Origin of the sequence: Micromonospora chalcea, assembly GCF_002926165.1 — a bacterium.
Taxonomy (GTDB): Bacteria; Actinomycetota; Actinomycetes; order Mycobacteriales; family Micromonosporaceae; genus Micromonospora; species Micromonospora chalcea.
The window spans coordinates 1-12,121 of record NZ_MAGP01000080.1; the positions used below are offsets into that span (position 1 = coordinate 1).

The 12,121-nt window shown below is 71.2% G+C and carries 12 protein-coding genes; 9 read left to right on the forward strand and 3 right to left on the reverse strand.

Annotated features, from left to right (window positions below; translation table 11 throughout):
• Positions 1-38: 38 nt before the first annotated feature.
• From BAW75_RS08140 to BAW75_RS08150, 3 genes are all read right to left on the reverse strand, one after another.
• Positions 39-1,418 (reverse strand): NAD(P)/FAD-dependent oxidoreductase, encoded by a 1,380-nt coding sequence (locus BAW75_RS08140; protein WP_104113208.1) that lies wholly within the window; start codon positions 1,416-1,418, stop codon positions 39-41.
• 5 nt (positions 1,419-1,423) lie between these two features.
• A complete protein-coding gene (locus tag BAW75_RS08145; protein ID WP_043326464.1) occupies positions 1,424-2,770 on the reverse strand; it encodes an aspartate aminotransferase family protein in 1,347 nt (448 codons plus the stop codon).
• A gap of 148 nt (positions 2,771-2,918) precedes the next feature.
• The gene (locus BAW75_RS08150) at positions 2,919-3,431 is read right to left on the reverse strand and encodes an Lrp/AsnC family transcriptional regulator (RefSeq protein WP_104113158.1); all 513 of its coding nucleotides are present in this window, start codon (positions 3,429-3,431) and stop codon (positions 2,919-2,921) included.
• Between the two features lie 206 nt (positions 3,432-3,637).
• Between BAW75_RS08150 and BAW75_RS08155 the strand changes: the two genes are divergently transcribed.
• Genes BAW75_RS08155 through BAW75_RS08195 form a run of 9 tightly spaced genes read left to right on the forward strand, consistent with a single transcriptional unit; the run spans position 3,638 to position 12,108 of the window.
• Positions 3,638-4,822 (forward strand): polyamine ABC transporter substrate-binding protein, encoded by a 1,185-nt coding sequence (locus tag BAW75_RS08155; protein ID WP_104113159.1) that lies wholly within the window; start codon positions 3,638-3,640, stop codon positions 4,820-4,822.
• Positions 4,819-5,976: an ABC transporter ATP-binding protein gene (locus BAW75_RS08160; protein WP_064447712.1), complete on the forward strand. Its 1,158-nt coding sequence runs from the start codon at positions 4,819-4,821 to the stop codon at positions 5,974-5,976. Before BAW75_RS08155 ends, BAW75_RS08160 begins: the two co-directional genes overlap by 4 nt.
• Before the next feature lie 22 nt (positions 5,977-5,998).
• Positions 5,999-6,907 carry an ABC transporter permease gene (locus BAW75_RS08165; RefSeq protein ID WP_104113160.1) on the forward strand — a complete coding sequence of 303 codons (909 nt, stop codon included), beginning with the start codon at positions 5,999-6,001 and terminating at the stop codon, positions 6,905-6,907.
• A complete protein-coding gene (locus tag BAW75_RS08170) occupies positions 6,904-7,737 on the forward strand; it encodes an ABC transporter permease (RefSeq protein WP_083296919.1) in 834 nt (277 codons plus the stop codon). Before BAW75_RS08165 ends, BAW75_RS08170 begins: the two co-directional genes overlap by 4 nt.
• Positions 7,734-9,155 carry an NAD(P)/FAD-dependent oxidoreductase gene (locus BAW75_RS08175; protein ID WP_104113161.1) on the forward strand — a complete coding sequence of 474 codons (1,422 nt, stop codon included), beginning with the start codon at positions 7,734-7,736 and terminating at the stop codon, positions 9,153-9,155. The genes BAW75_RS08170 and BAW75_RS08175 overlap by 4 nt, the downstream gene beginning before the upstream one ends.
• Complete coding sequence (locus BAW75_RS08180) at positions 9,155-10,357, forward strand: saccharopine dehydrogenase family protein (RefSeq protein WP_104113162.1); 1,203 nt, start codon at positions 9,155-9,157, stop codon at positions 10,355-10,357. The genes BAW75_RS08175 and BAW75_RS08180 overlap by 1 nt, the downstream gene beginning before the upstream one ends.
• Positions 10,354-11,367 carry an agmatinase gene (speB, locus tag BAW75_RS08185; RefSeq protein WP_104113163.1) on the forward strand — a complete coding sequence of 338 codons (1,014 nt, stop codon included), beginning with the start codon at positions 10,354-10,356 and terminating at the stop codon, positions 11,365-11,367. The genes BAW75_RS08180 and speB overlap by 4 nt, the downstream gene beginning before the upstream one ends.
• 40 nt (positions 11,368-11,407) lie before the next feature.
• A complete protein-coding gene (locus BAW75_RS08190; protein WP_043326449.1) occupies positions 11,408-11,800 on the forward strand; it encodes a type II toxin-antitoxin system RelE/ParE family toxin in 393 nt (130 codons plus the stop codon).
• Entirely contained in the window at positions 11,797-12,108 is a 312-nt protein-coding gene (locus BAW75_RS08195; protein WP_013284175.1) for a helix-turn-helix domain-containing protein, read from the forward strand. Before BAW75_RS08190 ends, BAW75_RS08195 begins: the two co-directional genes overlap by 4 nt.
• Positions 12,109-12,121: the final 13 nt, after the last annotated feature.

Genomic DNA, 12,121 nt, shown 5'->3' on the forward strand with positions numbered 1-12,121 from the left:
GACACAAACTCCTTGATCAACGGATTGGGAACCCGGGGTCAGTGGCCCAGGAAGCGGTTGAAGAGGTCGGCTCGGCGAGACGGGCGGGACGTACGGTGCTCGGTGTGGTCGGCTGAGGACATGATCCTCAGGCCGGCGTTCATCGCCAGCCAGCGCAGCGGCTCCGGTTCCCAGCGCGGGGAGCGGTGGCCCACCCAGGGAAGTGCCGTGAGGTCGGTCTCCACGCCGCGGATCAGGTCGGCCAGCGTACGACCGGCGAGGTTGCTGGTGCCCACTCCGTCACCGACGTACCCGCCGGCCCAGGCGAGCCCGGTGCGGCGGTCCAGCCCCACCGACGCGGCCCAGTCCCGGGCCACGCCGAGCGGCCCGCCCCAGGCGTGCGTCACCGGCACGTCCGGCCCGAGCACCGGGAACAGCTCCCCGAGCGTCCGGCGCAGCGCCGCGAACACCCGCGGCTCCCGGTCGAAGCCCGGCCGCACCCGGGAGGCGTAGTGGTAGGGCGCGCCCCGCCCGCCGAACGCGAGCCGGCCGTCGGCGGTGCGCTGGCCGTACACGATGACGTGCCGGTAGTCGGAGAACGTCTCCCGCTCCGCCAGCCCGATCCGCGCCCACGTCTCCTCGGGCAGCGGCGGGGTGGCCACCATCAGCGAGTAGACGGGCGCCACCGTGCGCCGCTGGCCTGGTAGCCCGGGCGTGTAGCCCTCGGTCGCGCGGACCACCACCGGCGCCCGGACCACGCCCGCCGGTGTCACCGCCGCGCCCGGCCGCAGCGCGGTCACCGGGGTGCGCTCGTGGATGCGTACGCCCCGGCGCTCCACCGCCCGCGCCAGGCCCCGGACCAGCTTCGCCGGGTGCACGGCGGCGCAGTGCGGGGTGTACGTGCCGCCGCGTACCCCCTCGGCGTCGCACCGCGCGGCGGCCTCGGCGGCGTCCAGCAGCGTCAGGTCGTCGTCGGTGAGCCCGTGCGCGTGGGCCTGGTCGACCTCGGCGCGGGCCCGGTCGAGCTGGACCTCGCTGCGCGCCAGCGTCACCGTGCCGCCGGCCCGCCAGTCGCAGTCGATGCCCTCGGCGGCGGTGACCCGCCCCACCTCGCCGACCGTGTCGTGCATGGCCCGTTGCAGGGCGAGCGCGCGGTCCCGGCCGTGGCGTCGGGCCAGCGCCGGCAGCGAGGTGGGGAACAGCGCCGAGCACCAGCCGCCGTTGCGCCCGGATGCGCCGTACCCGGCGATCTCCCGCTCCAGCACGACGACGCGCAACGTGGGGTCGGCCTCGGCCAGGTAGTACGCCGTCCACAGCCCGGTGTACCCGGCGCCCACGATCGCCACGTCGGCGTCCGTGTCGCCGGGCAACCCGGGTCGCGGTGTCAGCGGCTCGTCCAGGCTGGACAGCCAGTACGAGAGGTGCCGGTAGCCGGTCATCGGCGTCAGAGCCGGGACCACGCCTCGGTCAGCACCGCGCGCAGGATCTGCTCGATCTCGTCGAAGTGCTGCTGGTCGGCGATCAGCGGCGGGGCGAGCTGCACCACCGGGTCGCCACGGTCGTCGGCCCGGCAGTAGAGCCCGGCGTCGAACAGCGCGGTGGACAGGAAGCCGCGCAGCAGCCGCTCCGACTCGGCCTCGTCGAACGTCTCCCGCGTGGTCTTGTCCTTGACCAGCTCGATGCCGTAGAAGTAGCCGTCACCGCGGACGTCGCCGACGATCGGCAGGTCGTGCAGCTTCTCCAGGGTGGACCGGAACGCGCCCTCGTTGGCCCGGACGTGCCCGATCAGGTCCTCCCGGGCGAACACCTCCAGGTTGGCCAGCGCGACCGCGCAGGAGACCGGGTGGCCGCCGAACGTCACGCCGTGCGCGAACATGCCGGTTTCGGTGAGGAACGGCTCCATCAGCCGCTCGCTGGCGATCATCGCGCCGAGCGGGGCGTAGCCGGAGGTGATGCCCTTGGCGGTGGTGATGATGTCCGGCTGGTAGCCGTACCGCACCGCGCCGAAGTACTCGCCGAGCCGGCCCCAGGAGCAGATCACCTCGTCGCTGACCAGCAGCACGTCGTACGCGTCGCAGATCTCGCGTACCCGCTCGAAGTAGCCGGGCGGCGGCGGGAAGCAGCCGCCGGAGTTCTGCACCGGCTCCAGGAAGACGGCGGCGACCGTCTCCGGCCCTTCCCGCTCGATCGCGCGGCCGATCTCCTCGGCGGCCCAGCGGCCGAACGCCTCGGGGTCGTCGCCGTGTTCGGGGGCGCGGTAGAAGTTGGTGTTCGGCACCTTGATGCCCCCGGGCACCAGCGGCTCGAAGTCGGTCTTGATGCCGGGCAGGCCGGTGATCGACAGCGCGCCCATCGAGGTGCCGTGGTAGGCGATGTAGCGGCTGACCACCTTGTGCTTGGTGGGCTTGCCGGTGCGCTTGAAGTAGGCCCGGGCCAGCTTCCACGCCGCCTCGACGGCCTCGGAGCCGCCGGTGGTGAAGAAGACCCGGTTCAGGTCGCCGGGCGTGAGCGTGGCGATCTTCTCGGCCAACTCGACGGCCTTCGGGTGGGCGTACGACCAGAGCGGGAAGTAGGCCAGCTCGCCGGCCTGCTTGGCGGCGGCCTCGGCCAGCTCGGCGCGGCCGTGGCCGGCGTTGACGACGAACAGCCCGGCCAGCCCGTCCAGGTAGCGGCGGCCCTGCGCGTCCCAGACGTACGCGCCCTCGCCCCGGACGATTGTCGGAACCTCGCCGGCGGGGTAGCTCGCCATGCGGGTGAAGTGCATCCACAGGTGGTCGGTGGCGTTGGCCATGTCAGCCCCATCGGGTCTCGGGCCGGTCAGGGGTGACACCGGCCGCTCTGCCCACGGTTATCCCACAGCCGATGCCGATAAGGCAAGCGAAGAAGCTTCACCGCGACGGATTCAGCGCCATATCACTGCGCTGTCAACGGAATCCGCATCAGGCGGTGCCCCAGCTGTAGGTCTGCTTGCGCAGCTTCAGGTAGACGAACGCCTCGGTGGAGAGCACTCCGGGCACACCGCGCAGCTTCTGCAGGATCTCCAGCAGGTGCGCGTCGTTGCGGCAGACCACCTCGGCCAGCAGGTCGAACGAGCCGGCGGTGATCACCACGTAGTCGATCTCCTCGAACTCGGCCAGCCGGTCGGCCACCGACTCCAGGTCACCGTCGGTGCGCAGCCCGATCATGGCCTGGCGGGGGAAGCCGAGCTGGAGCGGATCGGTGACCGCGACGATCTGCATGACGCCCGCGTCGAGCAGCCGCTGCACCCGCTGGCGTACCGCCGCCTCGGAGAGGCCCACCGCCTTGCCGATGCTCGCGTACGGGCGGCGCCCGTCCTCCTGGAGCTGCTCGATGATCTGCTTCGCCACGTCGTCGAGCAGAACGTGATTGGCGCCTTCACGCACGGTGACCCGACGGCCGCCGTTGCCGTTCTCCTGGTGCCGGTTGACCATCGACGCTCCTTGTGTCCGATTCTTCGTATCGAGCGTAGTGCCCCGCGCAGTCTGGCGTATTTCGTGGCGACTGGCTATTCCAGCAACGGAATCCCTTGTGAGAGAGGTTTTCTCATGTCAGGATCAGTCGTCCATCGCCACTGACCCTCCCGCCGGCGTGCCGCCCCCCGTCCCGCCGCCGACGATGCCCCCCAAGGAGTCGTCACATGCGTAGTCCCCTTCGGACCCTCACCCGGCGTGGTCTGCTCACCGGGACCGTCGGCTCGGCCGCACTGCTCGCCACCGCGGGCGCCCTGGCCGGCTGCGGGACCAAGGGCGCCCAGCAGACCGAAGCCGGTTGCAAGAGCGAGGATCTGTCCGCCACCGAGAAGGAGGTCGCCTTCTCGAACTGGCCGCAGTACATGGACACCGACGAGAAGGACGAGTCCAAGCGCCCCACGCTCGACGCGTTCGTCGCCGCCACCGGCATCCAGGTGACGTACACCGAGGACGTCAACGACAACAACGAGTTCTTCGGCAAGGTGCGCAACCAGCTCGCCGGGTGTCAGAGCACCGGCCGGGACATCATGGTGCTCACCGACTGGATGGCTGCCCGGGTGATCCGCCTCGGCTGGGTCCAGAAGCTGGACAAGTCGAAGATGCCGAACGTCGAGGCGAACCTGCTGCAGTCGCTGCGCGGTCGCTCCTTCGACGCCGAGACCCAGCTCGCCGTCCCGTGGCAGTCCGGTCTCGCCGGGCTCGCGTACAACGCGAACGTCACCAAGGAGATCCGCACCGTCGACGAGCTGCTCACCCGCCCCGATCTCAAGGGCAAGGTGACTGTGCTGTCGGAGATGCGCGACACCATCGGCCTGCTGCTCCAGTCGCTCGGCCACGACCCGGCCAAGTTCACCTCGGCCCAGTTCGACGACGCGCTGAACAAGCTGAAGAAGGCCGTGGACAGCAAGCAGATCCGGCGGTTCACCGGCAACGACTACGCGCCCGATCTGGCCAAGGGCGACATCGCCGCGTGCATCGGCTGGTCCGGCGACGTGGTCCAGCTCGGCTTCGACGACGAGAAGATCAAGTTCGTGGTGCCCGAGTCCGGCGTGATGCTCTGGTCGGACAACATGCTGGTGCCGAACAAGGCCACCCACAAGGCCAACGCCGAGGCGTTGATGAACCACTACTACGACCCGGCGGTGGCGGCGAAGCTGGCCGCGTACGTCAACTACATCTGCCCGGTGCAGGGCGCGCAGGCCGAGATGGAGAAGATCGACCCGGACCTGGCGAGCAACCCGCTGATCTTCCCGGACGACACGATGCTGTCCAAAGCCAAGGTCTTCATGGCGCTCGACGAGGCGCAGGAGAAGGAGTACGAGACCAAGTTCCAGCAGGTGATCGGCGCGTGAAGGGGCAGCAGACCCCGGCCGGCGACCTGCGCCTGGTCGACCTGACCAAGCGGTTCGGCGTCTTCACCGCCGTCGACGACCTCACCCTCACCATCCCGCAGGGCTCGTTCTTCGCCCTGCTCGGCGCGTCCGGCTGCGGCAAGACCACCACACTGCGGATGATCGCCGGGCTGGAGCAGCCGACCAGCGGGCAGGTGCTGCTCGGCGAGCAGGACATCGCCGGGCTGCGGCCGTACAAGCGGCCGGTCAACACGGTGTTCCAGAGCTACGCCCTCTTCCCGCACCTGGACATCCACGAGAACGTGGCGTTCGGGCTGCGCCGCCGCGGCATCCGCAAGGTGAGCGACCAGGTGGAGCAGATGCTCGCGCTGGTGCAGCTCGAAGGGTACGGCCGACGCCGCCCGGCCCAGCTCTCCGGCGGCCAGCAGCAGCGCGTCGCGCTGGCGCGGGCGCTCATCAACCACCCGCAGGTGCTGCTGCTCGACGAGCCGCTCGGCGCGCTCGACCTCAAGCTGCGCCGGCAGATGCAGATCGAGCTGAAACGGATCCAGACCGAGGTCGGCATCACGTTCGTGCACGTCACCCACGACCAGGAGGAGGCCATGACGATGGCCGACACGGTCGCGGTGATGAACGCCGGCCGGATCGAGCAGCTCGGCGCGCCCGCCGACATCTACGAGTACCCGGCCACCGCGTTCGTGGCGAACTTCCTCGGCCAGTCCAACCTGCTCGCCGCCGAAGCCGGCGGGCGCGCCGCCGACGACGTGCTGGTCACGGCGCACGGCTCGCGCTTCTCGGTGCCCGCCGGCCGGGCCCGGCTCACCGACGGGCCGGCCTTCCTCGGCGTACGTCCGGAGAAGCTGCACCTGGTCGACGACCCGGACCGGGTGCCGGCCGGACACCAGCACGTCGGTGGCGTGGTCAGCGACGCCTCCTACGTCGGGGTGAGCACCCAGTACCTGGTGCGCACCGCGTGGGGCAGCGAGCTGACCGCGTTCGCCGCGAACAGCGGGCTGGGCGGTCAGTTGGCGGTCGGCACGGCGGTGACCGCGCACTGGGATCCGCGGCACGCGTTCCTGCTGCCCCGGGCCGCCGGTGAGGACGACCAGACCGCGCCGCTGCTCGACGAGCCGCCGGTGGGTGCGTCGGCATGAGCGAGCGAAGCGGAGTGGCGGCATGAGCGCGCTGGCCCACGTACCGACCTCCGCCGGGAAACCGGCGCCGCCGCCGGTGCGGCGCGGGCGCAGCCGGCTCCTGCCGTACCTGTTGCTGCTGCCCGGCGCGGTCTGGCTGCTCGTCTTCTTCGCGGTGCCGCTGGTGCAGCTCGCCTCGGCCAGCCTCTACGACCCGGCCGGCTCGCTCTCCACCGGGTACGCGATGACCTGGGCGTTCGGCAACTACCCGGACGCGCTCCAGGCGTACTGGCCGCAGTTCTCCCGGTCGTTCCTCTACTCGGCCATCGCGCTGGTGCTCGCGCTGCTGATGGGCTACCCGCTGGCGTACGCGATCGCGCAGAAGGCCGGCCGGTGGAAGAACCTGCTGCTGGTGGCCGTGGTCGCACCGATGTTCACCAGCTTCCTGGTGCGCACGCTGGCCTGGAAGACCATCCTGTCGGACAACGGCGCGCTGGTCGGGCTGCTGCGCGACGTGCACCTGCTCGGACCGGACGGCCGGCTGCTGGCCACCCCGATCGCCGTGGTGCTCGGCCTGACGTACAACTTCCTGCCGTTCCTGGTGCTGCCGCTGTACGCGAGCCTGGAGCGGCTCGATCCCCGGCTGCTGGAGGCGGCGAGCGACCTGTACGCGAGCCCGCTGCGCGCGTTCGCCAAGGTCACGCTGCCGCTGTCGATGCCCGGCCTGATCGCCGGCACGCTGCTGTTCTTCATCCCGGCCACCGGTGACTACATCAACGCCGAGCTGCTCGGTACGCCGAACGAGTACATGATCGGCAACGTCATCGACTCGGCGTTCCTGGTCCGGCTGGACTATCCGCAGGGCGCGGCGCTGTCGTTCCTGCTGATGGCCGCGATCCTGGCGATCGTCTTCGTCTACCTGCGCCGGGCGGGAACGGAGGAGGTCCTGTGAGCAGACTGAAGCGCTGGCTCGCCGACCGGTGGGTGATGGGCGTGGCCCTGCTCGTCCTCGGCTACCTGACGCTGCCGATCATGGTGGTCGCCGGTCTGTCCTTCAACCGGCCCTCCAGCCGGCTCTCCTACGACTTCAACGAGTTCACGCTCGACAACTGGAAGCAGCCCTGCGCCACCTCGGACATGTGCGACGCAGTGGTGCGCAGCATGCAGATCGGGCTCATCGCCACAGTCGTCTCCACGCTCCTCGGCACGCTGATGGCGTTCGCGCTGGTCCGGCACAGCTTCCGCGGCCGGTCCGGGCTCAACGGGCTGATCTTCCTGCCGATGGCCACCCCGGAACTCGTGATGGGCACCTCGCTGCTCGCCCTCTTCGTCGCCGCCGGGGTGCCGCAGGGCTTCTGGACCATCGTCATCGCGCACGTCATGTTCTGCGTGTCGTTCGTCGTGGTCACCGTGAAGGCCCGGCTCTCCGGCATGGACCGGCGGCTGGAGGAGGCCGCGATGGACCTGTACGCCAGCGAGTGGCAGACGTTCCGGCGGATCACGCTGCCGCTGGTGCTGCCGGGCATCGTGGCCGCCGCGCTGCTGGCCTTCTCGCTCAGCTTCGACGACTTCATCATCACGAACTTCAACGCCGGCACCACAGTCACGTTCCCCATGTACGTCTGGGGCGCCTCCCAGCGGGGCATCCCGCCGCAGGTGAACGTGATCGGCACGGCCATGTTCGTGATCGCGTTGCTGCTGGTCGGGGCCACCTCGCTGCGCGGGCGGCGGGCGCGACGGGCCGCCCTCGCGGTGGTCGCCACACCGGCGGGCAAGCCATGACACTCCCGCATACCGGCCGGGCGCTGGCCGACGCCGCGCCCGTGCCGTACTGGCTGGACCGCCCGGAGCGGCCCGACCCGCTGCCGCCGCTGTCCGGCTCGCACACCGCCGACCTGCTCGTGATCGGCGGCGGGTACGCCGGACTGTGGACCGCGCTGCTCGCAAAGGAAGCCGACCCGGACCGGGACGTGCTGCTGGTCGACGCGGGCACGTGCGGCTGGGCGGCGTCCGGGCGCAACGGCGGGTTCTGCGCCGCCTCGCTGACCCACGGGCTCGTCAACGGCGTCGAGCGGTTCCCCGGCGAGATCGGCGAGCTGGAACGGCTGGGCCGGGAGAACCTGGACGCCATCGCCGCCACCGTGGCGAAGTACGACATCGACTGCGACTTCGAACGCACCGGTGAGCTGGCGGTGGCGGTCGAGCCGTACCAGCTCGACGGGCTCGCCGCGGACGCCGAGCTGGCCCGCCGGTACGGCCACGACGTGCGGCTGCTCGACCGCGACGAGGTACGCGCCGAGGTGGCGTCGCCGACGTACCTGGGCGGGATGTGGGATCGCGACCGGGTGGCGCTGCTCGACCCGGCGAAGCTCGCCTGGGGACTGCGCCGCGCCGCGCTCGACCTGGGCGTACGCGTGCACGAGCACACCCGCGTCACCGGCCTGGCCAACGGCGGCGCCGCGCTGCGGGCCACCACTGCGGGCGGCGCGGAAGCGGCGCCCGGCACGGTACGGGCGCGGCAGGTCGTGCTGGCCACGAACGCGTTCCCGCCGCTGCTGCGCCGGCTGCGCTCCTGGATCGTGCCGGTCTACGACTACGCGCTGATGACCGAGCCGCTGACCAGGGCGCAGCGCGACGCGATCGGCTGGCGGCACCGGCAGGGGCTCGCCGACACCGGCAACCAGTTCCACTACTACCGGCTCACCGCCGACAACCGGATCCTGTTCGGCGGCTACGACGCGATCTACCACTACGGCAACCGGGTGGCGCCCGCGCTGGAGCAGCGCGAGGCCACCTTCACCACGCTCGCCTCGCACTTCTTCACGACGTTCCCGCAGCTCGCCGATGTGCGCTTCAGTCACCGCTGGGGTGGCGTCATCGACACCTGCACCCGGTTCTGCGCGTTCTTCGGCACCGCGTACTCCGGACGCCTGGCGTACGCGGCCGGGTTCACCGGGCTCGGCGTGGGCGCGACGCGATTCGGCGCCCGCGTGACGCTCGACCTGCTCTCCGGCACCGACACCCCGCTGACCCGGCTCGACCTGGTGCGCCGCAAGCCGCTGCCGTTCCCGCCGGAACCGGTCCGGTCCGTGGGCATCAACCTCACCCGCTGGTCGCTCGCCCGCGCCGACGCGCGCGACGGACGGCGCAACCTCTGGCTCCGTACTCTCGACCGTCTTGGACTGGGGTTCGACTCCTGATGCGTATCCTCCTCGTCGGCGCCGGTGGCGTCGGCTCCGCAGCCGTATCCATCGCCGCCCGCCGTACCTTCTTCGAGCTCATGGTGGTCGCCGACCACGACCCGGCGCGGGCGGCGCGGGCCGTCGCCGGGCACGGCGACCGGTTCGTCGCCGCCACTGTGGACGCGTCCTCCGCCGACGCGGTGGCCGCGCTGTGCCGGGAACACCGGATCACGCACGTCCTGAACGCGGTCGACCCGCGTTTCGTCATGCCGATCTTCGACGGCGCGTTCGCCGCCGGGGCCGACTACCTGGACATGGCGATGTCGCTGTCCCGGCCGCACCCCGAGCGTCCCTACGCCCAGACCGGGGTCAAGCTCGGCGACGAGCAGTTCGCCGTCGCGGAGCAATGGGCCGCCGCGGGGCGGCTCGCGCTCTGCGGCATCGGCGTCGAACCGGGCCTGTCCGACGTCTTCGCCCGCTACGCCGCCGACGAACTCTTCGCCGAGATCGACGAGATCGGGGTACGCGACGGCGCGAACCTGACGGTCGCCGGCTACGACTTCGCGCCGTCGTTCTCCATCTGGACCACCATCGAGGAGTGCCTCAACCCGCCGGTGATCTGGGAGGCCGGGCGCGGCTGGTTCACCACCGAACCGTTCAGCGAGCCGGAGGTCTTCGACTTCCCGGCCGGGATCGGCCCGGTCGAGTGCGTCAACGTCGAGCACGAGGAGGTGCTGCTCATCCCGCGCTGGGTCCAGGCGAAGCGGGTCACCTTCAAGTACGGCCTCGGCGCCGAGTTCATCGAGGTGCTGCGCACGCTGCACAAGCTCGGGCTCGACTCGACCGAGCCGGTGCGCGTACGCGGCGTCGACGTGTCGCCGCGCGACCTGGTGGCCGCCGCGCTGCCCGACCCGGCCACGCTCGGCGACCGGATGAGCGGCAAGACCTGCGCCGGCACGTACGTCACCGGCACCGGCCCGGACGGGCAGCCGCGCCGGGTCTACCTGTACCACGTGGTCGACAACGAGTGGTCGATGGCCGAGTACGGCCACCAGGCGGTGGTCTGGCAGACCGCCGTCAACCCGGTCGTCGCGCTGGAGCTGCTCGCCACCGGCGCCTGGTCCGGCACGGGCGTGCTCGGTCCCGAGGCGTTCCCGCCGACCCCCTTCCTGGACCTGCTCACCGGCTACGGTTCGCCGTGGGGGATGGAGGAACGATGACCCGGTACGGCCCGATGTACGGCCCCGACATCACGTTCCTCGGCGTGCCGCCGTGCGCGGTCGAGGAGCCGGTCACGTACGCCGACGCGGACGTGGTGATCATCGGGGCGCCGTTCGACGGTGGCACCTCGCACCGGCCCGGCACCCGGTTCGGGCCGTCCGCCATCCGGCAGGCCTGCTACCTGCCGCACGACGGCTCCCGCCCGTCGCTGGCGCTGCGCGTGGACGGGCTGAAGGACCTGTGCGTCTACGACGCCGGCGACGTGGAGATGTTCGGCGGCGACATCGAGCGTTCGCTCGCCGCGCTGGAGACCGCCGTGCACGCGGTCGCCGCCGCCGGGGCGATCCCGGTGGTCCTCGGCGGCGACCACTCCATCGCGCTGTCCGACGCCACAGGCGTGGCCCGGCACCACGGCCTCGGCCGGGTGTCGCTGGTGCACTTCGACGCGCACGCCGACACCGGGGACGTCGAGTTCGGTTCGCTGCACGGCCACGGCCAGCCGATGCGCCGGCTGATCGAGTCCGGTGCGGTACGCGGCGACCGCTTCCTCCAGATCGGGCTGCGCGGCTACTGGCCCGGCCCGGACACGCTGGCGTGGATGGCCGAGCAGCGGATGCGCTCGTACGAGATGACCGAGATCGTGGCGCGCGGCCTGGACACCTGTCTGACCGAGGCGTTCGGGATCGCGACCGACGAGTGCGAGGGCGTGTTCCTCTCCGTCGACGTGGACGTGGTCGACCCCGGCATGGCCCCCGGCACCGGCACGCCCGAGCCGGGCGGGTTCACCTCCCGGCAGCTGCTCGACGCGGTCCGCCGGGTCTGTTACGAGCTGCCGGTGGTCGGGTTGGACGTGGTCGAGGTCGCCCCGCCGTACGACCACGCCGACATCACCGCGTACCTGGGCAACCGGGTGGTGCTGGAGGCGCTCTCAGCGATAGCCCGCCGCCGCCACGACGCCGAAACCGGAACCCCGTGGAACCCCACCCAGCCGCTCCTGGATGACCGCTGACTGGTAGGCCGGGATGTTTAGCCCGGGCTATAGTCAGGGCATGGGTGCGGACGGGAAGCGCTGGTCGGTCCGGGTCACCGGAGAGGTCCGGCACTGGCTGCGCGACCTGCGGGACCACGACCCGGCGTCGTACGAGAGCGTCCGGGTGGCGGTGGACAAGTTGGCCGAGGTCGGGCCGGGGCTGGGCCGCCCGCTCGTGGACACGCTGCGCGGAAGCAGTCTCCGTAATCTCAAGGAGTTGCGGCCCCGCTCCGGTCGGGACGTGGCTATCCGGGTGCTGTTCGTCTTCGATCCGTGGTCGCAGGCGGTCCTGCTGGTCGCCGGCAACAAGGCGGGCGACTGGAGTCGCTGGTACCGGCAGCACATCCCGGCGGCGGAGGTTGCCTACAAGGCTTGGCTCGACAGCGAGCGCGAGCGAAGGGGGGAGTCGTGACGGAGTTCTATCACTGGGACGAGGTCCGTGCCGAACTCGGCGGCGACGACGAGGCGTACGAGGCGGAGCGCGCCCGGACCGACGCCTGGGTGAGCGCGTTCCACCTGGCCGAGGAGCGCAAGCGGCTGGGCCTGACCCAGCGGCAGGTCGCCGAGATCATGGGGGTCACGCCCGGCCGGGTGAGCCAGATCGAGAACGGCGACCTCGACGTCAACGAGGTGGCAACGCTGAGCCGGTACGCCAATGCCCTCGGAGCCCGGCTGCGGATCATCTTCGACTACGGCGACGACCTCCGGCAGATCGCCTGACCGGAGGCCGCCG